The sequence below is a fragment of the Streptomyces sp. H27-D2 genome, from assembly GCF_035828615.1.
In the GTDB taxonomy this organism is placed as follows: domain Bacteria; phylum Actinomycetota; class Actinomycetes; order Streptomycetales; family Streptomycetaceae; genus Streptomyces.
This window is the reverse complement of the sequence record NZ_JAYMZR010000006.1, coordinates 82,945-105,535: the sequence shown is the minus strand read 5'-3', so window position 1 is coordinate 105,535 and position 22,591 is coordinate 82,945. Positions and strand designations below refer to the sequence as shown.

The 22,591-nt window shown below is 71.6% G+C and carries 21 protein-coding genes and 1 pseudogene; 19 read left to right on the top strand and 3 right to left on the bottom strand.

Annotated features, from left to right (window positions below; all coding sequences use genetic code 11):
• The first annotated feature begins 240 nt into the window (after positions 1 to 240).
• Positions 241 to 900, top strand: a complete 660-nt coding sequence (locus QMK28_RS04410; RefSeq protein ID WP_326435633.1) for a vitamin K epoxide reductase family protein — start codon at positions 241 to 243, stop codon at positions 898 to 900.
• A gap of 46 nt (positions 901 to 946) precedes the next feature.
• Entirely contained in the window at positions 947 to 2,323 is a 1,377-nt protein-coding gene (locus tag QMK28_RS04405; RefSeq protein ID WP_326435632.1) for a replication-associated recombination protein A, read from the top strand.
• A gap of 190 nt (positions 2,324 to 2,513) precedes the next feature.
• Here the strand turns inward: QMK28_RS04405 and QMK28_RS04400 are convergent, their stop codons facing one another.
• On the bottom strand, positions 2,514 to 3,464 hold the full coding sequence (locus tag QMK28_RS04400) for a DUF2470 domain-containing protein (RefSeq protein ID WP_326435631.1): 951 nt from the start codon (positions 3,462 to 3,464) through the stop codon (positions 2,514 to 2,516).
• A 55-nt stretch (positions 3,465 to 3,519) separates the two neighbouring features.
• Here QMK28_RS04400 and rpsD point away from each other — a divergent pair, with 55 nt between their 5' ends.
• Positions 3,520 to 4,131, top strand: coding sequence for a 30S ribosomal protein S4 (gene rpsD / locus QMK28_RS04395; RefSeq protein ID WP_326435666.1), 612 nt, complete (start codon positions 3,520 to 3,522; stop codon positions 4,129 to 4,131).
• Between the two features lie 426 nt (positions 4,132 to 4,557).
• Here the strand turns inward: rpsD and QMK28_RS04390 are convergent.
• A pseudogene (locus tag QMK28_RS04390) lies at positions 4,558 to 5,896 on the bottom strand (ATP-binding protein); the annotation flags it as partial.
• Positions 5,897 to 6,110: 214 nt separating this feature from the next.
• Between QMK28_RS04390 and QMK28_RS04385 the strand changes: the two are divergent.
• The 14 genes from QMK28_RS04385 (at position 6,111) to nusB (ending at position 19,833) form a co-directional block, all read left to right on the top strand.
• Entirely contained in the window at positions 6,111 to 6,560 is a 450-nt protein-coding gene (locus QMK28_RS04385) for a DUF948 domain-containing protein (RefSeq protein ID WP_326435630.1), read from the top strand.
• A gap of 7 nt (positions 6,561 to 6,567) precedes the next feature.
• Positions 6,568 to 6,900 (top strand): DUF6167 family protein, encoded by a 333-nt coding sequence (locus QMK28_RS04380; protein WP_326435629.1) that lies wholly within the window; start codon positions 6,568 to 6,570, stop codon positions 6,898 to 6,900.
• On the top strand, positions 6,900 to 9,584 hold the full coding sequence (gene alaS, locus QMK28_RS04375) for an alanine--tRNA ligase (protein ID WP_326435628.1): 2,685 nt from the start codon (positions 6,900 to 6,902) through the stop codon (positions 9,582 to 9,584). Before QMK28_RS04380 ends, alaS begins: the two co-directional genes overlap by 1 nt.
• A 107-nt stretch (positions 9,585 to 9,691) precedes the next feature.
• Positions 9,692 to 10,156 (top strand): Holliday junction resolvase RuvX, encoded by a 465-nt coding sequence (gene ruvX / locus QMK28_RS04370; RefSeq protein ID WP_326435665.1) that lies wholly within the window; start codon positions 9,692 to 9,694, stop codon positions 10,154 to 10,156.
• A gap of 178 nt (positions 10,157 to 10,334) precedes the next feature.
• A complete protein-coding gene (gene mltG / locus QMK28_RS04365; RefSeq protein ID WP_326435627.1) occupies positions 10,335 to 12,050 on the top strand; it encodes an endolytic transglycosylase MltG in 1,716 nt (571 codons plus the stop codon).
• Positions 12,050 to 12,898, top strand: a complete 849-nt coding sequence (locus tag QMK28_RS04360) for a shikimate dehydrogenase (protein ID WP_326435626.1) — start codon at positions 12,050 to 12,052, stop codon at positions 12,896 to 12,898. The genes mltG and QMK28_RS04360 overlap by 1 nt, the downstream gene beginning before the upstream one ends.
• A gap of 139 nt (positions 12,899 to 13,037) precedes the next feature.
• Complete coding sequence (gene aroC / locus QMK28_RS04355) at positions 13,038 to 14,222, top strand: chorismate synthase (protein WP_326435625.1); 1,185 nt, start codon at positions 13,038 to 13,040, stop codon at positions 14,220 to 14,222.
• Positions 14,219 to 14,788, top strand: a complete 570-nt coding sequence (locus QMK28_RS04350; RefSeq protein WP_326435624.1) for a shikimate kinase — start codon at positions 14,219 to 14,221, stop codon at positions 14,786 to 14,788. The genes aroC and QMK28_RS04350 overlap by 4 nt, the downstream gene beginning before the upstream one ends.
• Positions 14,785 to 15,876, top strand: a complete 1,092-nt coding sequence (gene aroB / locus QMK28_RS04345) for a 3-dehydroquinate synthase (protein ID WP_326435623.1) — start codon at positions 14,785 to 14,787, stop codon at positions 15,874 to 15,876. The genes QMK28_RS04350 and aroB overlap by 4 nt, the downstream gene beginning before the upstream one ends.
• Entirely contained in the window at positions 15,873 to 16,313 is a 441-nt protein-coding gene (gene aroQ, locus QMK28_RS04340) for a type II 3-dehydroquinate dehydratase (protein ID WP_326435622.1), read from the top strand. Before aroB ends, aroQ begins: the two co-directional genes overlap by 4 nt.
• 254 nt (positions 16,314 to 16,567) lie before the next feature.
• On the top strand, positions 16,568 to 17,446 hold the full coding sequence (locus QMK28_RS04335) for a Pro-rich N-terminal domain-containing protein (protein WP_326435621.1): 879 nt from the start codon (positions 16,568 to 16,570) through the stop codon (positions 17,444 to 17,446).
• 228 nt (positions 17,447 to 17,674) lie between these two features.
• A complete protein-coding gene (locus QMK28_RS04330) occupies positions 17,675 to 18,781 on the top strand; it encodes an aminopeptidase P family protein (RefSeq protein WP_326435620.1) in 1,107 nt (368 codons plus the stop codon).
• A gap of 48 nt (positions 18,782 to 18,829) precedes the next feature.
• Positions 18,830 to 19,396: an elongation factor P gene (gene efp, locus QMK28_RS04325; RefSeq protein ID WP_326435619.1), complete on the top strand. Its 567-nt coding sequence runs from the start codon at positions 18,830 to 18,832 to the stop codon at positions 19,394 to 19,396.
• A gap of 2 nt (positions 19,397 to 19,398) precedes the next feature.
• Positions 19,399 to 19,833 carry a transcription antitermination factor NusB gene (gene nusB / locus QMK28_RS04320; protein ID WP_326435618.1) on the top strand — a complete coding sequence of 145 codons (435 nt, stop codon included), beginning with the start codon at positions 19,399 to 19,401 and terminating at the stop codon, positions 19,831 to 19,833.
• Positions 19,834 to 19,995: 162 nt separating this feature from the next.
• On the opposite strand, the gene bldD is transcribed toward nusB, so the two are convergent.
• Positions 19,996 to 20,496, bottom strand: coding sequence for a transcriptional regulator BldD (gene bldD, locus QMK28_RS04315; RefSeq protein WP_326435617.1), 501 nt, complete (start codon positions 20,494 to 20,496; stop codon positions 19,996 to 19,998).
• A 196-nt stretch (positions 20,497 to 20,692) separates the two neighbouring features.
• On the opposite strand from bldD, the gene pyrR reads away from it, so the two are divergent.
• Positions 20,693 to 21,277, top strand: a complete 585-nt coding sequence (gene pyrR / locus QMK28_RS04310; protein WP_326435616.1) for a bifunctional pyr operon transcriptional regulator/uracil phosphoribosyltransferase PyrR — start codon at positions 20,693 to 20,695, stop codon at positions 21,275 to 21,277.
• Between the two features lie 289 nt (positions 21,278 to 21,566).
• Complete coding sequence (locus tag QMK28_RS04305; protein ID WP_326435615.1) at positions 21,567 to 22,589, top strand: aspartate carbamoyltransferase catalytic subunit; 1,023 nt, start codon at positions 21,567 to 21,569, stop codon at positions 22,587 to 22,589.
• Positions 22,590 to 22,591: the final 2 nt, after the last annotated feature.

Sequence of the window (22,591 nt, the reverse complement as noted above, 5' to 3'; positions counted from 1 at the left end):
CCCACCGGCCGGGCCCCTCTCGTACGTGTTCCCCTCCTCCATGTCCCCCTTCCAGAGGCGGATATGGCCGGAAAGGGGAACGGCCGTGCGGTCGTGCTTATGGTCCTCGAACGCCGGACACGAAAGGATGGCCGTGCTCGTGCGGCTCATCCGGATATGCGGTCCTGTGACCGCTACCACTGCGGCAGAATGTCAGTGCCCCCGCGGGGCACATCCAATCGGGAGCGACGGAACGGCGATATGACGATGACAGCGCTTGACGACGTGTCCACGGACGAGGACGGGCCGGGCGTCCGCGGAGCGGTCGGCGGCAGCCGGGCGCTGGCCCTGCTGCTGGTGATCACCGGCGCGATGGGGCTTCTCGCCGCCTGGGTCATCACCATTGACAAGAACAAGATCCTCGAAGCCAAGGCCGGCGGAGGCCACTTCACTCCCGGTTGCAGCCTCAACCCGATCGTCTCCTGCGGCAACATCATGGAGAGCGAGCAGGCCGAGGCGTTCGGATTCCCGAACCCGATGATGGGCCTGGTCGCCTACGGCATCGTGATCTGCGTCGGCATGGGCCTGCTCGCGGGCGCCCGCTACCGCGGCTGGTTCTGGCTCGGGCTCAACGCCGGCATGCTCTTCGGCGTCGGATTCTGCACCTGGCTGCAGTACCAGTCGCTCTACAGCATCAGCTCGCTCTGCCTGTGGTGCTGCCTCGCCTGGGTCGCCACCATCGTGATGTTCTGCTACGTCACCGTGCACAACATCAAGCACCGGATCATCCCGGCGCCGGGATGGCTGCGGCGCGGTCTGGCGGAGTTCCACTGGGTGCCGCCGGTGCTCTGGATCGGCATCATCGGCATGCTGATCCTCACCCACTGGTGGTGGTTCTGGACCGGCGGCCAGCCCAGCTGATCCGGTGGCCCGCGGCGCTGTCGGTGGCCTGGCATAGGCTTTCGGCGTGGAACCCGATCTCTTCACCGCAGCCGCGGACGACCGTCAGGCGAAAGACCCGGCGGGCAGTCCGCTGGCCGTCCGGATGCGACCGCGCACTCTCGACGAAGTCGTCGGCCAGCAGCATCTGCTGCGGCCGGGCTCGCCGCTGCGCCGGCTGGTGGGCGAGGGCGACGGAGGCCCGACGGGCCCCTCGTCCGTCATCCTCTGGGGCCCGCCGGGCACCGGGAAGACGACGCTCGCGCATGTCGTCAGCCATGCCACCAAGAGGCGGTTCGTCGAGCTCTCGGCCATCACGGCCGGAGTGAAGGAAGTGCGGGCCGTCATCGACAGCGCCCGCCGCCAGGCCGGCGGATACGGCCATGAGACGGTGCTGTTCCTCGACGAGATCCACCGCTTCAGCAAGGCCCAGCAGGACTCCCTGCTGCCCGCCGTCGAGAACCGCTGGGTCACCCTGATCGCGGCGACCACCGAGAACCCGTACTTCTCGATCATCTCGCCGCTGCTGTCCCGGTCGCTGCTGCTCACCCTCGAATCGCTGACCGACGACGACCTGCGCGGCCTGCTGAGCCGCGCCGTCGCACACGAGCGCGGCCTCGGCGGCGCGGTCACACTCCCCGAGGACGCCGAGAAACATCTGCTGCGGATCGCCGGCGGCGACGCCCGCCGCGCGCTCACCGCCCTGGAGGCCGGGGCGGGATCGGCCATCGCCAAGGGCGAGAGCATGGTCAGCCTGGAGTCGCTGGAGGAAGCGGTCGACCGGGCGGCGGTGAAGTACGACCGCGACGGCGACCAGCACTACGACGTCGCGAGCGCGCTCATCAAGTCCATCCGCGGCTCGGATGTGGACGCCGCGCTGCACTACCTCGCCCGCATGATCGAAGCGGGCGAGGACCCGCGCTTCATCGCCCGGCGGCTGATGATCTCGGCCAGCGAGGACATCGGCATGGCCGACCCGACGGCGTTGCAGACAGCGGTCGCCGCGGCCCAGGCCGTCGCGCTGATCGGCTTCCCCGAAGCGCGCATAGCGCTCGGCCAGGCGACCGTCGCGCTGGCCCTCGCGCCGAAGTCCAACGCCGCCTACAAAGCGATCGACGCGGCCCTCGCCGACGTACGGGCCGGACTGGCCGGCCCGGTGCCCGCGCATCTGCGCGACGGGCACTACAAGGGCGCCGCGAAGCTCGGCCACGCCCAGGGCTACCAGTACCCGCACGACCTGCCGGGCGGTATCGCCGCCCAGCAGTACGCCCCGGACGAGGTGCACGGAAAGCGCTACTACGAGCCCACCCGGCACGGCGCGGAAGCCCGCTACGCCGAGGTCCTGGACCGGGTCAGGGAGCGGTTGGCGGGCCGCGCCGAAGGCGGTTCCCCGCCGTCGAAGTGACCTGGCGGGCCGTCGAAGGGACCTGGCGCGCCGCCGGAGCGACCCGGCGTGGATGATCCGGCGCGAGTGTCCCGGCCCGTCGCGCTGCGGCCCGTACGGCGCCCCGGCGTATGACACCCGGCGCGCGGCGTCCCGGCGTACGACACTTCGGCGTACGACATCCCGGCGCGCCGCGTCCCGGCGGCGCTCGCTACTCGATCGCCGCCTCGAAGAGCGAGTGCATCGCCCGGCGCAGCTCCGCGACGTCGCGCACCGGCTCAGGGAAGTCGAAGCGCGCGTCGAAGGACCGCTGGTCGCCGTCGGTGAAGCGGATGCGCAGCCCGAAGCGGTCCAGCGCGACCGGCACGGCCTGCTCGCGCACTCCGCAGGAGCCGCCCGCCCGCTCGCCCAGCAGCGCGCACAGGCTGTTGACCTGCTCGGCGTGCGCCGAGTGCAGGTGCTGCAACAGCTCCGCCTCGTGCGCCACCAGCGGGTCGCAGGCCGCCGCCACGAATTCGTCCGGTTCGACGGAGGAGGCGCCCCAGAGGTCGTCCACCCAGGCCTCGCCGACCTCCAGCCGCAGCAGTATCCACGGCGGCCGTCCCCGGCCGCCGAGCACGCTCTCGTCGCCGGGACCGCCGATGCCGGGGCCGCCGATGCCGGGACCGCCGATGCCGGGGCCGCCGCTCGCGTCGAGCAGGCCGCCGACCGGCTGCCGCTCGGCGAGCAGCATCGCGCAGGCGGCGCGCTCCGCGTCGGGGACCGGCGTCAGCCAGCCCGCGACCCAGGCGTGGCCGCGGATGCGATGCGGCACCGAGACCGGAGCGACGTCCGTGATCTCCATCACGGCGGTCAGCTCGTCGTCCCGCGCGTTGACGGCGGCCCGCGCTGTCAATGAGTCGCCCGGCACCAGCAGCAACACGTCTCCGTCGGGCATCACGGTGCGGGCGGCGGGCGAGCCGGCGCCCGGTTCGTCCGGTTCCTCGATGCCGGGAATGGTCAACGAAGCCGTACCGTTGGATTCCACGAGGGTACGTACGCGCTCGGCGGCCGTGGGCTGCTGAGCGTCTTCTTCGGGGCGCGGCTGACTCGCCCCAGCATCAGGTGCCGCCGATTCGGCGCTGCGACCGGTGCTGGGTAGGGGGATCCCAGGTCGAAACATGCGTTCTCCTCCGCTAAGGTAAGCCTCACCTAACTTACACGGAGGTCCGTTCCACGTGAACCAGTCGCGTCCCAAGGTCAAGAAGTCGCGTGCACTCGGCATCGCGCTGACCCCGAAGGCAGTCAAGTACTTCGAGGCACGCCCCTACCCGCCCGGCGAGCACGGTCGCGGTCGCAAGGGCACCAGCGACTACAAGGTCCGCCTGCTGGAGAAGCAGCGCCTGCGCGCCCAGTACGACATCAGCGAACGCCAGATGGCCCGTGCCTATGACCGCGCTCGGAAGGTCAACAGCAAGACGGGCGAAGCCCTGATCATCGAGCTTGAGCGCCGCCTGGACGCGCTCGTCCTGCGGTCGGGCATCGCCCGGACCGTCTACCAGTCGCGCCAGATGGTCGTCCACGGCCACATCGAGGTCAACGGCCGCAAGGTCGACAAGCCCTCCTACCGGGTCCGCCCGGACGACGTGGTCATGGTCCGCGAGCGCAGCCGCGAGAAGCACCCGTTCCAGGTCGCCAAGGCCGGCGGCTACGACACGGACGGCGAGACCCCGCGCTACCTGGAGGTCAACCTCCCGGCGCTCGCGTTCCGCCTGGACCGTGAGCCGAACCGCAAGGAGATCCCGGTCATCTGCGACGAGCAGTTGGTCGTCGAGTACTACGCCCGCTGATCCGGCCGTAGCACCGCACTCCTCAGCCCGCCGTCTCCCCGCCGCCGCTCGCGGTGGGGAGACGGCGGGCTGCCGCGTACGCGGAGTCGCGATCCGCAGCGCGCCTCGCTGCCCCGGCGCCGGCGCGGCGGGTCCGCCGCCGGTGCGGCGCAGCGCCCGTGCGGTCGCCGTGTCCAGGTCCAGCAGGGCGCCCTCGCGCACGCACTCCTCGTACCGGGGGCAGCCCAGCTGCTCGCGTGCCTGCTGCTCGCACAGCGCGTGCGGTGTGTTGAAGTACTGCGAGCCGAACAGCGGAAGCCCGACCGACGGCCAGATACGGGCCGCCGCGCCCTGGAGCACCGCCGCCTCCGTCGCGTCGCCGTCGCCGAGGGTGACCAGCGCGAGCATCTCGATCGCGAGCACCGCGCCCAGCAGGTCGTGGAAGGCGTGGTCGCTGTCCAGCTCCAGGGCCCGCTTCAGCCGGTAGCGCCCCTCGGACAACCGGCCGCAGCCGACCCAGTAGAACCACAGCGTCCCCGCGAGGCACTGGCCGAGGTAGCTGTCCTCGACCTCCTCCAGGCTGTACTCCAGCGCGAGCCGCAGGTTGGCCGGCTCGCCGTCGATCCGCACCGACACCTCGGCCTGCTGGGGGCTGAACCAGTCCAGCTCGCACCAGGTGGCGAGGCCGACGTACCAGTCCCGGTGCCGCTGCCGCATCCGCTCCGCGTCGCCGAGCGCGTTCAGCCAGCCCGCGCCGTACGTCCGCACGGTGTCCAGCATCCGGTAGCGGACCCCGGCCGGAGTCTCCTCGCGCACCACCACGGACTGCGCGACGAGTTCGGCGAGCACGTCGAGGAGATCCCCGGCGGGCAGGTCGGGGCCCGAGCAGATGTACTCCGCCGCGTCCAGGTCGAAGTGCCCGGCGAAGACCGACAGCCGGGACCAGAGCAGCCGTTCCCCTGTGGTGCACAGCTCATGGCTCCAGCCGATCGCCGTACGCAGCGTCTGGTGGCGCGGCAGCGCGCCGCGGCAGCCGCCGGTCAGCAGCCGGAAGCGGTCGTCCAGCCGCCGCAGCACCTGCTCCACGGAGAGCGACGCCATCCGGCCCGCGGCCAGCTCCAGGGCGAGCGGGATGCCGTCGAGCCGGTGGCACAGCTCCGCGACGATCCGCTCGTTGGCCTCGGTGAGGGTGAAGCCGGGGACGACGGCGGCGGCGCGGTCGGCGAAGAGCGCGGCCGCGTCGCCCGTGTGCCTGGCGGGCGGACCGCCGGGCACGGGCCGGAGTTCCGGCGGCGGCCGGGTCGGGAGCGTGCAACGGCGGCAGCGGGAGGACATGTTCGCCGTCGACCCGCAGCAGCCGGCGGCCGGCGGCCAGCACCCGCAGTCCGGGTGAGCGCAGCAGCACTTCGCGGACCAGCCTGCCGCACTCCTCGACCAGCTGCTCGAACCCGTCGAGCACGATGAGGAGTTGGCGGTCCGCGAGATGGGCGGCGAGCGCCCCGCGGGCGGGGCGGCCGGTCCGGTCGGCGAGGCCCAGCGCCTCCATGACCGCGTGGTCGAGCAGTTCGGGGTCCCGCAGGGCGGCCAGTTCGACCAGCCAGACGCCGTCGCGGAAGCGATCCCGCACCTGCGCGGCGACCCGCAGCGCGAGCCGCGACTTGCCGACGCCGCCGACCCCGGTGACCGTCGTGAGTCTGGCGTCGTCCAGCCTCCGTGCCATTTCGTCGAGTTCGGCGTCGCGGCCGACGAAGCGATTGAGCTCGGCGGGCAGGTTTCCGGATCGCATGGAACACGGAGCGTACCGATAGGTAAGCGGACCGTACAATCCCGCCCGCGGGCCGTGACCTCTCGCGCCGGTCGGGCGCCGGTATTGCGTTACGGGCGCGGGGCCCCGGCGCGATAGGGTCGGAGTCTGCCGCCCGCGCCCCGAGGGCCGTCTGCCCGCCTGTGAGCGGCGGCCGACCGAATCGAACCAGAAGGACCAAAGGGAGCGGTGCAACGTGTCCGGTGGAGAGGTGGCCGGCATTCTCGTGGCCGTCTTCTGGGCGATCCTGGTGTCGTTTCTCGCCGTGGTTCTGGTGAGGCTCGCGCAGGTGCTCAAGGCGACTGCCAAAATGGTGGCGGACGTGTCGGAGCAGGCCGTTCCGCTGCTCGGCGAGGCGTCCGCGACCGTGCGCTCCGCGCAGACCCAGCTCAGCCGGGTGGACGCGATCGCCACCGACGTCCAGGAAGTCACCTCCAACGCCTCCGCGCTCTCCTCGACGGTGGCCTCCACCTTCGGCGGCCCGCTCGTCAAGGTCGCGGCGTTCGGCTACGGCGTCCGGCAGGCGATGAGCCGCAAGGACACCCCCGCCGCCCCCGCACCGGGCCCCCGCCGCACCGTGGTGCGGGGCAGGACCCTGCCGACCCCCCGCCGCGGCAGCCGACGCGACCGCCGATCGAAGGACTGACGCAGCGATGTTCCGCCGTACGTTCTGGTTCACGGCCGGCGCCGCCGCCGGCGTCTACGCGACCGCCAAGGTCAACCGCAAACTGCGTCAACTCACCCCGGAGAGCCTCGCGGCGACCGCCGCGGACAAGGCGCTGGAGACCGGCCGCCGGGTGAAGGACTTCGCCCTCGACGTGCGCTCGGGAATGCGCCGCCGCGAGGGCGAGCTGAACGAGGCACTGGGGATCGAAGCGTCACTCGACCCCTACAGCGACGAATACAGCGACACAGCACTTCCCACCCAACGTCATCGGGCCGCGATCGATCAGAAGCACCCGTACAACCGGAATGAGGACCACTGATGGAGTCGGCAGAAATCCGCCGCCGCTGGCTGCGCTTCTACGAGGAGCGCGGACACACCGTCGTGCCGTCCGCGTCACTCATCGCCGACGACCCGACGCTGCTGCTGGTCCCCGCGGGCATGGTCCCGTTCAAGCCGTATTTCCTCGGTGAGGTCAAGCCGCCCTTCAAGCGCGCCACCAGCGTGCAGAAGTGCGTGCGCACGCCCGATATCGAAGAGGTCGGCAAGACCACCCGGCACGGCACGTTCTTCCAGATGTGCGGCAACTTCTCCTTCGGCGATTACTTCAAGGAAGGCGCCATCAAGTACGCCTGGGAGCTGCTCACCGGCTCCGTGGCGGACGGCTGCTACGGCCTGGACCCCGACAAGCTCTGGATCACGGTCTACCTCGATGACGACGAGGCCGAACAGATCTGGCGCGAGGTCATCGGCGTGCCCGCCGAGCGCATCCAGCGTCTCGGCAAGGCCGACAACTACTGGTCCATGGGCGTCCCCGGACCCTGCGGCCCGTGCTCCGAGATCAACTACGACCGGGGTCCGGAGTTCGGCGTCGAGGGCGGCCCGGCCGTCAACGACGAGCGGTACGTGGAGATCTGGAACCTGGTCTTCATGCAGTACGAGCGCGGCGCGGGCACCGGCAAGGACGACTTCCCGATCCTCGGCGACCTCCCCAGCAAGAACATCGACACCGGCCTCGGCCTCGAACGCCTCGCGATGATCCTGCAAGGCGTGCAGAACATGTTCGAGACCGACACCCTGCGGGTGGTCATGGACAAGGCCACCGAGCTCAGCGGTGTCCGCTACGGCGCCGAAAAGGGATCCGACGTCTCCCTGCGGGTGGTCGCCGACCACATCCGCACCTCCGTCATGCTCATCGGCGACGGCGTCACCCCCGGCAACGAGGGCCGCGGCTATGTGCTGCGCCGCATCATGCGCCGCGCCATCCGCAACATGCGGCTGCTCGGCGCGAGCGAGCTGGTCGTGGGCGCGCTGGTCGACGTGGTCATCGGGACCATGGGCGAGCAGTACCCGGAGCTGATCAGCGACCGCAAGCGCGTCGAGACCGTCGCGCTCGCCGAGGAGGTCGCCTTCCTCAAGACGCTCAAGACCGGCACCAACATCCTCGACACGGCCGTCTCGGACACCAAGTCCTCCGGCGGCGAGGTGCTGGCCGGCGACAAGGCGTTCCTGCTGCACGACACCTGGGGCTTCCCGATCGACCTCACCCTGGAGATGGCGGCCGAACAGGGCCTGTCCGTCGACCAGGACGGCTTCCGCCGGCTGATGAAGGAGCAGCGGGAGCGCGCGAAGGCCGACGCCAGGTCGAAGAAGCAGGGGCACGCCGACCTGTCCGCCTACCGCGAGGTCGCCGACCGGTCCGGCACCACCGTCTTCACCGGTTACACCGACACCTCGGACGAGTCGACCGTCGTCGGCCTGCTGGTCGACGGCCTGCCGGCGCCGGCCGCCCACGAGGGCGACGAGGTCGAGGTCGTGCTGGACCGCACCCCCTTCTACGCCGAGGGCGGCGGCCAGCTCGCCGACACCGGCCGGATCCGGATCGACACCGGCGCCGTCATCGAGATCCGCGATGTGCAGCAGCCGGTGGCCGGTGTGAGTGTGCACAAGGGCGTCGTCCAGGTCGGCGAGGTGGTCCTCGGGGCCACCGCGCTCGCCCAGATCGACGTCGCCCGCCGCCGGGCCATCGCCCGCGCGCACAGCGCCACCCACCTGACCCACCAGGCGCTGCGCGACGCGCTGGGCCCGACCGCCGCGCAGGCCGGTTCGGAGAACTCGCCCGGCCGGTTCCGCTTCGACTTCGGCTCGCCGGCCGCGGTGCCCGGCGCCGTCCTCACGGACGTCGAGCAGAAGATCAACGAGGTCCTCTCCCGCGAGCTCGACGTCACCGCCGAGGTGATGAGCATGGACGACGCCAGGAAGCAGGGCGCCATCGCCGAGTTCGGCGAGAAGTACGGCGACCGGGTGCGCGTCGTGACCATCGGCGACTTCTCCAAGGAGCTGTGCGGCGGCACGCATGTGCGCAACACCGCCCAGCTCGGCCTGGTCAAGCTGCTCGGCGAGTCCTCCATCGGCTCCGGGGTGCGCAGGGTCGAGGCTCTGGTGGGCGTGGACGCCTACAACTTCCTCGCCCGTGAGCACACGGTCGTCGCCCAGCTCACCGACCTGGTGAAGGGCCGCCCCGAGGAGCTGCCGGAGAAGATCTCCGGGATGCTCGCCAAGCTCAAGGAGGCGGAGAAGGAGATCGAGCGCTTCCGCGGCGAGAAGGTGCTCCAGGCCGCCGCCGGTCTGGCCGACGGCGCCCAGGACGTACGGGGGGTGGCGGTGGTCACCGGGCAGGTGCCCGACGGCACCGGGGCCGACGATCTGCGCAAGCTCGTCCTGGACGTGCGCGGCCGGCTCGGCCAGCTGCCGGGGCAGGGCTCACGCCCGGCCGTGGTGGCGCTGTTCACCGTGGCCAACGGCCGCCCGCTGACCGTCATCGCCACCAACGAGACCGCCCGCGAGCGCGGTCTCAAGGCCGGCGACCTGGTCCGCGCCGCGGCCAAGACCCTCGGCGGCGGCGGTGGCGGCAAGCCGGATGTCGCCCAGGGCGGCGGCCAGGACCCGGCGGCCATCGACGAGGCCATCGCCGCTGTCGGCCGCTTGGTGGCCGAGCAGGCATGACACGCTCCCGGGACCCCCGACGGCCCGCGCGGCAGCAGCCGGAGCCGCAGCCCCGACAGCAGCCGGAGCCGCGGCTCCAGCAGTCCGCGCAGCCGGAGCCGCTGGGCATGCGGCGCGGGCGGCGGATCGCCGTCGACGTCGGGGACGCCCGGATCGGGGTCGCCTCGTGTGACCCCGACGGGGTCCTCGCGACTCCGGTGGAGACCGTGCCGGGCCGCGACGCCCCGGCCGCCCAGCGGCGGTTGGCGGCGATCGTCGAGGAGTACGAGCCCATCGAGGTCGTCGTCGGGCTGCCCCGCTCCCTCAACGGGGGCGAGGGTCCGGCCGCGGCCAAGGTGCGTACTTTCGTTCGGGAGCTGGCGCTCCGGATCGCCCCGGTGCCGATCCGGCTGGTCGACGAGAGGATGAGCACGGTGACCGCGGCCCAAGGGCTGCGGGCCTCCGGCGTCTCGTCCAAGAAGGGGCGCTCGGTGGTCGATCAAGCCGCCGCCGTGGTCATCCTGCAGAGCGCGCTGGAGACCGAGCGGGTATCGGGAAGGCCCCCGGGCGAGGGCGTCGAAGCGGTCACCTGATCGCGGTACGGTAACGTTCCGCGCGACATGGCAGCTGTTCGAACCGGTCCGCACGGGGCAGTGTGAACCGACGCTCGTGCCACGAGCGGTGTGACAGCTGCCTTCTCGCGGCTCTAGGGGATCGATGACTGAGTATGGCCGGGGCCCAGGCTCCCAACCGTGGCATCCCGAGGACCCCTTGTACGGGGACCAGGGATGGGACGGGCAGCAGGCCGTGGACGGCCAGGGTCCGTACGACGGCCAACAGGACGCCTACGGCCGCCCGTACCAGGATCAGCAGTACCCCCAGCAGCCGCAGTATCCGCACCAGCAGGACCCTCAACAGCAGCAGAACCCCCAGTACCAGCAGCAACACCCCCAGTACCAGCAGCAACACCCCCAGTACCAGCAGCAGGACCCGCAGTGGGGCGGCGGTCCCCAGCAGTACTCCGGGCAGCAGCAGTACTGGGACGCCTCGCAGGGCGGCGGGGCGCCCTACGGCGACGGCGTCGCAGCCGGTGACCCGTACGGGCAGCAGCCCGTCGACCCGTACAACGGCGGCCACCCGGACTACTACGGCACCCAGGACGCGTACCCGCCGCCGCAGCCGCAGAACATGCGACAGCAGCAGGCCCCCCAGCAGGACCCCCAGCAGGCCCAGCAGCCGCAGAACCAACAGCCGCAGAACCAACAGCCGCAGAACCAACAGCCGCAGAACCAACAGCAGCACCCGCAGGCCGGCCCGGAGCCGACGGACGAGTGGAACGCCGGCCCGGCGGAGCCCGAGCACGCCTTCTTCGCCGGCGGCCGTGACGCGGACGACGACGATGACGACGAGGACCCCCGCGAGGAGCGCCGCTCGGCCCGGGGCCGCAACAAGAAGAAGCCCAAGCGCCGCAGCGGGCTCGCCTGCCTGGTGGTCACCGTCGTGCTGGTCGGCGGTGTCGGCGCCGCCGGCTACTTCGGCTATGAGTTCTGGAACGAGCACTTCGGCGCGGCCCCCGACTTCACGGGCAAGGGCAGCGGCGAGGTCCAGCTCGAGATCCCCGCCGGCGCCGGCACGGGCGAGATGGGCCGCATCCTCAAGTCGGCGGGTGTGGTGAAGAGCGCTGACGCGTTCGTCTCCGCCGCCGAGGGGGAGGCCATCCAGGCCGGCACCTACACCCTGCGCAAGGAGATGTCCGCGGCGGACGCGGTCGCGATGATGACCGACCCGAAGGCGCAGAACGGGCTGATCATTCCCGAGGGGCTGCGGGCCACCCAGATCTACGAGCGCATCGACCAGCAGATCAGCGCGAAGAAGGGCACCACCGCCGCCGTCGCCAAGAAGCGGGTCGGCGAGCTGGGTCTGCCGCCCTGGGCGGGCGGCAGGGTCGAGGGCTTCCTCTTCCCGTCCAAGTACAGCGTCGGCAAGAAGAGCAAGCCCGTCGACGTGCTCAAGCAGATGGTCAAGCGGGCCGAGAGCGAGTTCGTGCAGAACGACCTCAAGGGCAACGCGCGCAAGGTCGGCAAGAAGCCGTACGAGGTCCTGGTGATCGCGAGCCTGGTCCAGGCCGAGGCGCAGGAGGACCACGAGTTCGGCAAGGTCTCGCGGGTGATCTACAACCGCCTGGACATCGACATGACGCTGGGCTTCGACTCGACGATCAACTACGCCAAGGGCCGCTCGACCCTCGACACCACCACCGAGGACACCCAGTTCGACTCGCCCTACAACACCTACCTGCACAAGGGCCTGCCGCCGGGGCCGATCGGCAACCCCGGCCACCAGGCGATCGAGGCGGCGCTCGCCCCGACCAAGGGCGACTGGCTGTACTTCGTCACCGTCAAGCCGGGCGACACCCGCTTCACCAAGAGCGACGCGGAGCACCAGAAGAACGTCCAGGACTTCAACAAGTACCAGCGGGAGCACTGATGGCTGCCGCCCACCGCGCGGCGGTCCTCGGCTCGCCCATCGCCCACTCGCTGTCGCCGGTCCTGCACCGGGCCGCATACCAGGCGCTGGGCCTCACCGGCTGGAGCTACGACCGGTTCGAGGTCGACGAGGACGCGCTGCCGGGCTTCCTCGCCGGGCTCGACGGGGGAGCGGACGCGGGGACGTGGGCCGGGCTCTCGCTGACGATGCCGCTCAAGCGCGCCGTCATCCCGCTGCTGGACGAGATCAGCGACACCGCCGCCTCGGTGGAAGCGGTGAACACGGTCGTCCTCACCCCCGACGGCCGACGGCTGGGCGACAACACCGACATCCCCGGCATCGCCGCCGCGCTCCACGAGCGCGGGGTGGACAAGGTCGAGCGGGCGGCCGTGCTCGGAGCGGGCGCCACCGCCTCGTCCGCCCTCGCCGCGCTGGCCGGCATCTGCACCGGCGAGGTGACCGCCTACGTGCGCAGCGCGGCCCGCGCCGCCGAGATGCGCGAGTGGGGGGAGCGGCTCGGCGTGCGGGTGCGCACCGCCGACTGGGCCGACGCCGCCGAGGCCCTCACCGCCCCGCTGGTCGTCGCGACCACCCCGGCCGGGGCTGCCGACGCGCTGGCGGACGCCGTGCCCGAGCGCCCCGGCACGCTCTTCGACGTGCTGTACGAACCGTGGCCCACCGCGCTGGCCGCCGCCTGGTCGGCGCGCGGCGGCGCGGTCGTCGGCGGCCTCGACCTGCTGGTGCACCAAGCGGTGCTCCAGGTCGAGCGGATGACCGGGCGCGGCCCGGCCCCGCTGGCTGCGATGCGCCGGGCCGGCGAAGCGGCCCTCGCGCTCCGCCCGACCTGACGTACCAGGTCCAGAGCTTGGACCGGCGGCCGGACACTTCGGGCGGACGTGGGAGGATCAGCGGTGGCGGGCCGGTGCCGCACCCGGCCGCGCCGATGCGAATTCCGCAGACTTCAGGCGCGAGCAAGAGGGAGCACCGTTGAGCAGGTTGCGCTGGCTGACGGCGGGGGAGTCGCACGGCCCCGCACTCGTGGCGACGTTGGAGGGGCTGCCCGCCGGTGTGCCGATCACCACGGACATGGTGGCGGACGCGCTGGCCAGGCGGCGGCTCGGTTACGGCCGCGGCGCCCGGATGAAGTTCGAGCGGGACGAGGTCACCTTCCTGGGCGGCGTCCGGCACGGCCTCACGCTGGGATCTCCGGTGGCGGTCATGGTGGGCAACACCGAGTGGCCCAAGTGGGACAAGGTCATGGCCGCGGACCCGGTGGACCCGGAGGTGCTGGCCACGATGGCCCGTAACGCTCCGCTGACCCGCCCGCGCCCCGGCCACGCCGACCTCGCCGGGATGCAGAAGTACGGCTTCGACGAGGCCCGGCCGATCCTGGAGCGCGCCTCCGCCCGCGAGACCGCGGCCCGCGTCGCGCTCGGCGCCGTCGCCCGCTCCTACCTCAAGGAGACGGCCGGCATCGAGATCGTCTCGCACGTAGTGGAGCTGGCCGCGGCCAAGGCTCCGTACGGGGTGCTGCCCAAGCCCTCCGACGTGGAGCGGCTGGACGCGGACCCGGTGCGCTGCCTGGACCCGGACGCGAGCGAGGCGATGGTCGCCGAGATCGACCAGGCCCACAAGGACGGCGACACCCTCGGCGGCGTCGTCGAGGTGCTCGCCTACGGCGTGCCGGTGGGACTGGGCTCGCACGTCCACTGGGACCGCCGGCTGGACGCGCGGCTCGCCGCCGCGCTGATGGGCATCCAGGCGATCAAGGGCGTCGAGGTCGGCGACGGCTTCGGGCTGGCCCGGGTCCCCGGCTCGCAGGCGCACGACGAGATCGTCTCCACCGACGAGGGGCTCCGCCGCACCTCCGGCCGCTCCGGCGGCACCGAGGGCGGCCTGACCACCGGCGAACTGCTGCGGGTACGGGCCGCGATGAAGCCCATCGCGACCGTGCCGCGCGCGCTGGCGACCGTGGACGTGGCCACCGGCGAAGCCACCCAGGCCCACCACCAGCGCTCCGACGTGTGCGCGGTGCCGGCCGCCGGCATCGTCGCCGAGGCGATGGTGGCGCTGGTGCTGGCGGACGCGGTCGCCGAGAAGTTCGGCGGCGACAACGTCGTCGAGACCCGCCGCAACGTCCGCGGCTTCCTCGACAACCTGGCCATCCGATGACCGGGCCGTCCGGGCCGGGGCCCGCTGTCGTACTGGTCGGCCCGATGGGCGTGGGCAAGTCCACCGTCGGGGAACTGCTCGCGGAGCGGCTGGGCCTCGGCTACCGGGACACCGACGCCGACGTCGTGGAGAGGGCCGGCCTGAGCATCGCGGAGATCTTCATCGACGCGGGCGAGGCGCGCTTCCGCGAACTGGAGCGGGAGGCCGTACGGCTGGCCGTCGCCGAGCACACCGGTGTGCTCGCGCTGGGCGGCGGCGCGATCCTGGACGACGCCACCAGGGCGCTGCTGACCGGGCTGCCCGTCGTCTTCCTCGACGTCGGAGTCACCACGGCGCTCAAGCGGGTCGGCCTGAACGCCCCACGCCCGCTGCTCGCGGTGAACCCGCGGGCGAAGTGGCGCGAGCTGATGGAAGAGCGCCGCCCGCTCTACACTGAGGTCGCCCGCGCCGTCGTGAACACCGACGAGCGCACCCCCGAGGCCGTCGCCGAAGCGGTACTCGAAGCGCTGGAAGCAGCGCAGTCCCCGGGGACCAACCCCCGGATCAGCCGGGAGAACCACGCATGACTGAGACCCCCATCCGCATCCAGGTCGGCGGCGCCGCGGGCACGGACCCGTACGAGGTGCTGATCGGGCACCAACTGCTCGCCGAGCTCCCCGCGCTGATCGGCCCGGCCGCCAAGCGCGTCGCGGTGCTGCACCCGGAGGCCCTCGCGGCCACCGGCGAGGCGCTCCGCACCGACCTCGCCGCGCAGGGCTACGAGGCCGTCGCGATCCAGCTGCCGAACGCGGAGGAGTCCAAGACGGTCGAGGTGGCCGCCTACTGCTGGAAGGCGCTCGGTCAGACCGGCTTCACCCGCACCGACGTCATCGTCGGCGTCGGCGGCGGCGCGACCACCGACCTCGCGGGCTTCGTCGCGGCCACCTGGCTGCGCGGCGTGCGCTGGATCGCGGTGCCCACCACAGTGCTCGGCATGGTCGACGCGGCGGTCGGCGGCAAGACGGGCATCAACACCGCCGAGGGCAAGAACCTCGTCGGGGCCTTCCACCCGCCCACCGGCGTGCTGTGCGACCTCGCGAGCCTCGACTCGCTGCCGCCCAACGACTACATCAGCGGCCTGGCCGAGATCATCAAGGCGGGCTTCATCGCGGACCCGGCCATCCTCGACCTGATCGAGTCAGACCCGGCCGCCGCCCGCACCCCCGCGGGCCCGCACACCGCCGAGCTGATCGAGCGCTCCATCCGGGTCAAGGCCGAGGTCGTCTCCGCCGACCTCAAGGAGACGGGCCTGCGCGAGATCCTCAACTACGGCCACACGCTCGCGCACGCGATCGAGAAGAACGAGCGCTACAACTGGCGGCACGGCGCGGCCGTCTCGGTGGGCATGGTCTTCGCCGCCGAACTCGGCCGGATCGCGGGCCGGCTGGACGACGCGACCGCCGACCGGCACCGCACCGTGCTGGCATCGGTGGGCCTGCCGCTCACCTACCGCGGCGACCAGTGGCCCAAGCTGCTGGAGACCATGAAGGTCGACAAGAAGTCGCGCGGCGACATGCTGCGCTTCATCGTGCTGGACGGCCTCGCCAGGCCCGTCGTCCTGGAGGGCCCGGACCCGGCGGTGCTGCTCGCCGCGCATGCGGAGATCGCCGCGTGAGCCGGCGGGTGTACGTGCTCAACGGACCGAACCTGGGCCGGCTCGGCTCCCGTGAGCCCGACGTCTACGGCGCGACCAGCTACACCGGCCTCGTCGAACAGTGCACCGCGCTCGGCGAGGAGCTCGGCTTCGAGGTCGAGGTCCGGGAGACCAACGACGAGGGCGAGCTGATCCGCTGGCTGCACGAGGCCGCGGACGGATCGATTCCGGTCGTGCTCAACCCCGGCGCGTTCACCCACTACTCGTACGGCATGCGGGACGCGGCGGCGCAGCGCACCGCCCCGCTCATCGAGGTGCACATCTCGAACCCGTACACCCGCGAGGAATTCCGGCACACCTCGGTGGTCGCGGCCGTCGCCACCGGCACGATCGCGGGCTTCGGCATCGGCTCGTACCTGCTCGCGCTGCGCGCGCTGGCCGAGGAGCCGGCGGCCTGACCGGCCGGCCGCTGCGACGGCGGCCCTGACACCCGGCCGGTACGGGCGAACTGTCCGCTCCGCGACGGCCGTCGGGCACTCGGCGCTCCGCCGGGCCGTTCACACAGTGGCGTCACACCGGCGGCCGGGGAAGGTACCGTTCAGTAGGGGCGGCTGCCACGCCGAAGGCGGCGGGGCGAGCGAGGGTCCCTCGCACCACCCAGTACTTTCAGCCCTGTACGAGACCAGCCTGTACGAGACGGAGTGCCACCGGTATGCAGCACGCAGGGGGGCCTCCGCTGTCGCCGCCGCCCGGCCCGGGAGTCGGACCCGGCGCCCCCTGGGCGCAAGGAGCAGGCCATCCCGGCCCCGGCGTCCCGCCCGGTCACCCGGCGCGGCACGGCGGACAGATACACCCGGTCCAGCAGGGCGGACAGATGCACCCGCCGCTCGGACCGCCGCAGCCGCCCGGCCCGGCGCCCCGGCACGCCCCCGCCCCGCCGTCCAACGAGACGACCGGGCACATCCAGCTCCCGCCCGGCGGCCCGGTGCCGGTGCCGAACCCGATGGCGGGCGCCGCCGTGCCCGACGCCGCCCAGGCGGCCGTCGCGGTGCTGCTCATCGGCCCGGCCGGCGCGGGCAAGACCACGGTCGCCCGGCACTGGGCGGACACCCGGCGGGTCCCCACCGCGCACATCAGCCTCGACGACGTCCGCGAATGGGTCCGCTCCGGCTTCGCCGACCCGACGACCGGCTGGAACGACAACTCCGAGGCGCAGTACCGGCTCGCCCGCCGCACCTGCGGCTTCGCGGCCCGCAACTTCCTGGCCAACCGCATCTCCTGCATCCTCGACGACGCGGTCTTCCCGGACCGCCCGGTCGTCGGCCTCGGCGGCTGGAAGCGGCACGTCGGGCCAGGCCTGCTCCCGGTGGTGCTGCTGCCCGGCCTGGAGATCGTGCTGGAGCGCAACGCGGAGCGCAGCGGCAACCGGCGTCTCTCCGACGACGAGGTCGCCGGCATACACGGCCGGATGGCCGGCTGGTACGGCTCGGGGCTGCCCATCATCGACAACTCGAAGTACGACGTGGAGACCACCGCCCGGGTGCTCGACGACGTGGTGGCCCGCAGCCTCGCCAGCCCGCCGAGCTGGTAGACCTCCGGTCCGGCCGGGATCGAACCCGCTGCTTCCCTGTTCCCGCTCCGCCTTCCTGCCCGGCTCCGGTACCTGCTCCCGCGCTGTCCCGGCCCCCACTGAGCCGCGCTGATCCGCCCCCGCCCGGCTCCGGGGCCCGTACGGCTCGTACGGTCCGCGCCCCTGAGCGGCCCCCCGGTCGGACGCGCTCGGACGGCCGGGAGCCGCTTCCGCTCCTACGCTCGGTTCATGTCCGATCTGCACGCGGCACGCCGTACCCGCCTGCGCGAGCGCTGCGCGGCGGTCGGCAGCGCCGCCGCACTGATCTCCCGCCCCGCCAACGTCCGCTATCTCGCCGGTGGCGTCCCGCCGGGCGCCGCCCTGCTGCTGGGACCGGCCCAGGACGTGCTGCTCTGCCCCCAGGCGCTCTGCGACGACGCGGGCGAGGGGAGGCCCGCCGAGGACCTGCGGGTGCTCGTGCTGCCCGCCGGCGGCGGCGACCCGGCGCTCGCCGCGGCGGAGCTGGCCGCCGGGGCCGGGGCCGAGTCCCTCGCGGTCGAGGAGCACCACCTCACCGTCACCCGGCACCGGGCGCTGGCGGCGGCTTCGACGCGGTTGCGGCTGGCGGATCTCGGCCGGACGGTCGAGCAGCTGCGGCTGATCAAGGACGACGACGAGCTCTCCTGTCTGCGGATCGCCGCCGAGATCACCGACCACGCGCTCGGCGAGCTGCTGGAGTCGATCCTCGTCGGCCGTACCGAACGGCATCTCGCGCTGGAGCTGGACCGCCGGCTGGCCGATCACGGCGCGGAGGGCTCGGCCTTCCCCACCTCGGTGGGCACCGGCCCGAATTCCGGCCGCGCGGGGCACCGGCCGACCGACCGCAGGGTCGAGGAGGGTGACTTTCTGACCGTCCGGCTCGGCGCCCGGTACCGCGGATACCGTTGTGAACTCGGCCGCACCTTTGTCATCGGCAGCTCGCCCGACAGCTGGCAGATCGAGCTGTACGAATTGGTTTTCGCGGCACAAAGGGCAGGTCGGGAGGCTCTCGCGCCGGGAGTGGAGTACCGCGAAGTCGACCGCGCGGCACGCCAGATGCTGGACTCCGCGGGCTACGGTGAGGGCCTTGAGCCCGCCACCGGACACGGGGTGGGGCTCGAAATCGACGAGGACCCTCGGCTGTCACCTGCGGCCATGGGTAAACTGGACGCTTGCGTGCCGGTCACCGTCCAGCCAGGGGTCCAGATCCCGGGTCGCGGCGGGGTCCGTATCGACGACACACTCGTCGTCCGCCCACCGGCGGACGGCGGACCCGAGCTACTCACCATTACGACCAAGGAACTGCTCGCGCTCTAGCGCGAGCCCCTCGGTCCCGCCAGCTGCAGTCCAGGAGATTCCGCAACCGTGGCATCCACGAACGACCTCAAGAATGGCCTGGTGCTCAAGCTCGACGGGGGCCAGCTCTGGTCCGTCGTCGAGTTCCAGCACGTCAAGCCCGGTAAGGGCCCGGCTTTCGTCCGCACCAAGCTCAAGAACGTGCTCTCCGGCAAGGTGGTCGACAAGACCTTCAACGCCGGCGTGAAGGTCGAGACTGCCAGTGTCGACAAGCGCGGCATGCAGTTCTCGTACAAGGACGGCCCGGACTACGTGTTCATGGACACGGAGACCTTCGACCAGATCTACATCACGCCGCAGGTGCTGGGGAACGCTCGCAACTACCTCCTCGAAGGCTTCGACGCCGTCGTGGCGATGTACGAGGGCGCCCCGCTCTACGTCGAGCTGCCGGCCTCGGTCGAGCTCGTCATCGAGTACACCGAGCCCGGTGTGCAGGGCGACCGCTCGACCGGCGGCTCCAAGCCGGCCAAGCTGGAGACCGGCTACGAGATCGGCGTCCCGCTCTTCATCACCACCGGTGAGAAGATCAAGGTCGACACCCGCTCCGGTGAGTACCTCGGTCGGGTGAACAGCTAACCGTGGCTGCTCGTAACAAGGCCCGTAAGCGCGCCTTCCAGATCCTCTTCGAGGCCGACCAGCGCGACAGTGCGGTGCAGGCCGTGCTCGCGGACTGGATGCGGCTCGCGCGGACCGATGACAGGCAGCCGTCGGTCAACGAGTTCACGCTGCGGTTGGTCGAGGGATACGCCGAACACACCGACCGGATCGACGATCTGATCGCGACCTACGCCGTGGACTGGAGCCTCGACCGGATGCCGGTCGTGGACCGGAACATCCTGCGGCTCGGTGCGTACGAGCTGATCTGGGAGGACGAGACGCCGGACGCGGTGGCGATCGACGAGGCGGTACAACTCGCCAAGGAGTTCTCCACCGACGATTCGCCGGCTTTCATCAACGGTCTCCTCGGACGTCTCAAGGAGCTCAAGCCGGGTCTGCGCCGCGAGGAGCAGTAACCCGCAGCAGCACAGCAGCAGCACATGCACCGGGCCCGCAGCGCGTGACGCTGCGGGCCCGGTGCATGTGAGAAAGCCGTGAGACAAAAAACACCGCCCTGTGCGGCACCCTCTCGGGTGCCGCACAGGGCGGTGAGACGTTTCTGCAGTGGTGCGTGAGCCTCAGAGATCGTCGTGCGACACCGCACGCCGGGCATCCGCGTCAAGCACACCCCAGCTGATCAATTGCTCGGTCAGCACAGAAGGCGACTGGTCGTAAATAACGGCGAGGGTGCGCAGGTCGTCCTGGCGGATCGACAGCACCTTGCCGTTGTAATCGCCGCGCTGGCTCTGGATGGTGGCCGCGTACCGCTGAAGCGGGCCTGCTTTCTCCTGCGGCACATGGGCGAGCCGCTCCAGGTCGAGCACCAGCTTGGGCGGCGGCTCGGCGGCGCCACCGGGCGTGGTGCCCGGCAGCAGTTCCTGGACCGGAACCCCGTAAAAGTCCGCGAGCTCGGCAAGACGCTGGACGGTCACCGCTCGGTCGCCGCGCTCGTACGAGCCGACGACGACGGCCTTCCAACGGCCCTGCGACTTCTCCTCGACGCCGTGAAGGGAGAGGCCCTGCTGGGTGCGGATGGCACGGAGCTTTGCTCCGAGCTGTTTGGCGTATTCGCTGGACATAAGGCTCCCGTGACGAAGACTTGGTAACTCACTGTGAGGTTACGCAGCGTAATATGACTCGTCAAGCCGAATGGTCCATACCGCCCACGATCGAGCCCGCCGAAGGCCGCCCGGCGCCACCCTGGTACCGTTGACAACGCAATTTCGACGTCCTTTAAGATCCGTCCCGTGAGGCGGAGAAGGGGGTCCGTTTCCTATGGACACGCACCACCCGCATTCATCGGACCAGGCCCGTCCCGTGCTCGAAGCACCGGACATCGCCCGAGTCCTGACCCGTATCGCCCACGAGATCGTCGAACGCGCCAAGGGCGCCGACGACGTGGTGCTCCTCGGCATTCCGACCCGCGGCGTCTTCCTGGCCCGCCGGCTCGGCGACAAGCTCGCGGAGATCACCGGCCGCACCGTGCCGGTCGGTTCCCTCGACATCACCATGTACCGCGACGATCTACGGCTGCGCCCGGCCCGCGCGCTCGCGCGCACCGACATCCCCGCCGAGGGGATCGACGGCAACCTGGTGGTCCTGGTCGACGACGTGCTCTTCTCCGGCCGCACCATCCGCGCCGCGCTCGACGCGCTCGGTGACATCGGCAGACCGCGCGCCGTACAGCTCGCGGTCCTGGTCGACCGCGGCCACCGCGAACTGCCGATCCGCGCCGACTACGTCGGCAAGAACCTCCCGACGTCGTTGCGGGAGACGGTCAAGGTCCAGCTCACCGAAGAGGACGGCCGCGACAGCGTGCTCCTCGGCCTGCGCGAGACCGCTTCCACCGGCGACCGCTAGTGCCCCTCCCGGCAAGCTTTGCCTCGTCGTCGCGTCGTCCAGCACGCACGCTCGCGGCGTTGGCCAAAAGCCCTGGTAGCTCCTCCCCCAAGGACTCCGACGAGCTCCGTCCAGGGGGGACCCCCTCAAGGGCTTCCGGCCGCCTTGCGATCGCACGCACTGGACGACGCTCCTCACGGGGCGAACATTGCCGGTCGCGGCACTAGTCCGGGTCCGGCCGCACGGCCGGCCCCGCAACCGCCTGCCCGCCGACACTCCCGCACACCCTCCAGACCCACGGAGACACCGGATGAAGCGTCACCTCATCTCGGCCGCCGATCTCACGCGCGACGACGCCGTCCTGATCCTCGACACCGCCGAGGAAATGGCCCGGGTCGCCGACCGGCCGATCAAGAAACTGCCGACTCTGCGCGGCCGTACCGTCGTCAACCTCTTCTTCGAGGACTCGACCCGGACCCGGATTTCCTTCGAGGCCGCCGCCAAGCGGCTCTCCGCCGACGTCATCAACTTCTCCGCCAAGGGCTCCTCGGTCTCCAAGGGCGAATCCCTCAAGGACACCGCGCTGACCCTGGAGGCGATGGGCGCCGACGCCGTCGTCATCCGGCACCCCGCCTCCGGCGCCCCGCACCGGCTCGCCACCTCCGGCTGGATCGGCGGCTCCGTCGTCAACGCCGGCGACGGCACCCACGAGCACCCCACCCAGGCGCTGCTCGACGCGTTCACCATGCGCCGCCACCTCGCGGGCGCGGCCGACGGCGGCCCCACGCACCACCAGGGCCCCGGTGACGGCACCGGACGTGACCTGGAAGGCCGCCGGATCACGCTCGTCGGCGACATCCTGCACGGCCGGGTCGCCCGCTCCAATGTGCACCTGCTGAGCACCCTCGGCGCCGAGGTCACCCTCGTCGCGCCGCCCACCCTGGTGCCCATCGGCGTCGAGAGCTGGCCCTGCGAGGTCTCCTACGACCTCGACTCGGTGCTGCCGAAGTCGGACGGCGTGATGATGCTGCGCGTCCAGCGCGAGCGGATGAACGCCGCGTTCTTCCCCACCGAGCGCGAGTACTCCCGCCGCTACGGGCTGAACGCCGACAGGATGGCCCGGATGCCCGAGCACGCCATCGTCATGCACCCCGGCCCGATGAACCGCGGCATGGAGATCACCGCCGAGGTCGCGGACTCTGTGCGCTGCACCGCCGTCGAGCAGGTCACCAACGGCGTCAGCATCCGGATGGCCGTGCTGTACCTGCTGCTCGGCGGCATGGAGCCGGCCGTCACCACCACCGCGAACGCCCGCACCGAGGAGAACAAGTAACC

What these genes read in the sequence shown, in the direction of transcription:
- QMK28_RS04410 (WP_326435633.1), top strand. Translation starts at nt 241, where the DNA reads ATGACGATGACAGCGCTTGACGACGTGTCCACGGACGAGGACGGGCCG.
- QMK28_RS04400 (WP_326435631.1), bottom strand. Translation starts at nt 3,464, where the DNA reads ATGTTTCGACCTGGGATCCCCCTACCCAGCACCGGTCGCAGCGCCGAA.
- QMK28_RS04380 (WP_326435629.1), top strand. Translation starts at nt 6,568, where the DNA reads ATGTTCCGCCGTACGTTCTGGTTCACGGCCGGCGCCGCCGCCGGCGTC.
- alaS (WP_326435628.1), top strand. Translation starts at nt 6,900, where the DNA reads ATGGAGTCGGCAGAAATCCGCCGCCGCTGGCTGCGCTTCTACGAGGAG.
- ruvX (WP_326435665.1), top strand. Translation starts at nt 9,692, where the DNA reads ATGCGGCGCGGGCGGCGGATCGCCGTCGACGTCGGGGACGCCCGGATC.
- QMK28_RS04360 (WP_326435626.1), top strand. Translation starts at nt 12,050, where the DNA reads ATGGCTGCCGCCCACCGCGCGGCGGTCCTCGGCTCGCCCATCGCCCAC.
- QMK28_RS04350 (WP_326435624.1), top strand. Translation starts at nt 14,219, where the DNA reads ATGACCGGGCCGTCCGGGCCGGGGCCCGCTGTCGTACTGGTCGGCCCG.
- aroB (WP_326435623.1), top strand. Translation starts at nt 14,785, where the DNA reads ATGACTGAGACCCCCATCCGCATCCAGGTCGGCGGCGCCGCGGGCACG.
- QMK28_RS04335 (WP_326435621.1), top strand. Translation starts at nt 16,568, where the DNA reads ATGCAGCACGCAGGGGGGCCTCCGCTGTCGCCGCCGCCCGGCCCGGGA.
- QMK28_RS04330 (WP_326435620.1), top strand. Translation starts at nt 17,675, where the DNA reads ATGTCCGATCTGCACGCGGCACGCCGTACCCGCCTGCGCGAGCGCTGC.
- bldD (WP_326435617.1), bottom strand. Translation starts at nt 20,496, where the DNA reads ATGTCCAGCGAATACGCCAAACAGCTCGGAGCAAAGCTCCGTGCCATC.
- pyrR (WP_326435616.1), top strand. Translation starts at nt 20,693, where the DNA reads ATGGACACGCACCACCCGCATTCATCGGACCAGGCCCGTCCCGTGCTC.
- QMK28_RS04305 (WP_326435615.1), top strand. Translation starts at nt 21,567, where the DNA reads ATGAAGCGTCACCTCATCTCGGCCGCCGATCTCACGCGCGACGACGCC.